We start from the raw sequence: 624 nt of genomic DNA on the forward strand, positions 1-624 counted from the left end.
GTCATAAGCGTGGATCGCCTCGCCGGTGCGCCCCGTCGCCAGCGCGCGCGTCGCGCCCTGCTGCCAGTCCTCGCGCTGCCGCCTGATCTCGGTGATCTCGGCCGCGCCGTGGCGCTCGGTGACGCTGCGGAACGCCGCGCCCGCCTCGATCGCCTGCAATTGCTCGGGGTCGCCCACCATGACGACCTTGGCCCCTGCATCGCGGGCATGGGCGAGCACCCGCTCCATCTGACGCGAGCCGATCATGCCCGCCTCGTCCACGACCAGCACGTCGCGCGAGCCTAGCTGCTCGCGCCCCTGCCCCCATGCGTGTTCAAGGCTGGCGATGGTGCGCGAGCTGATGCCGGACCCGCCCTCAAGATTTTCCGCCGCGATGCCCGACAACGCCGCGCCGCGCACGGTGTAACCGGCGCGCTCCCATCCGTCGCGCGCCACCCCCAGCATGGCGGATTTGCCCGTCCCGGCGTAGCCGATCACGTTGGCGAGGTCGCTCGGCCCCGTTATATACTCCAGTGCGGCTCGCTGCTCCTCCCCGAGCACGAGTCCTTCACTCCCGGCAGTAGCGACAGCCCCCCTGATTGCCGCTGCCGGGAGTGAAGGACTCGTGCTCGGGGAGGAGCAGCG

1 protein-coding gene is annotated in these 624 nt (G+C 71.0%); it reads right to left on the reverse strand.

Translation table 11 applies throughout. The annotated features are described in order from the left end of the window. Positions 1 to 624: AAA family ATPase (locus AX685_RS10105; protein WP_156445758.1), on the reverse strand; the 624-nt coding region annotated here is incomplete at both ends.

This window comes from Sphingomonas sp. CCH9-F2, assembly GCF_001556735.1.
Classification (GTDB): domain Bacteria; phylum Pseudomonadota; class Alphaproteobacteria; order Sphingomonadales; family Sphingomonadaceae; genus Sphingomonas; species Sphingomonas ginsenosidimutans.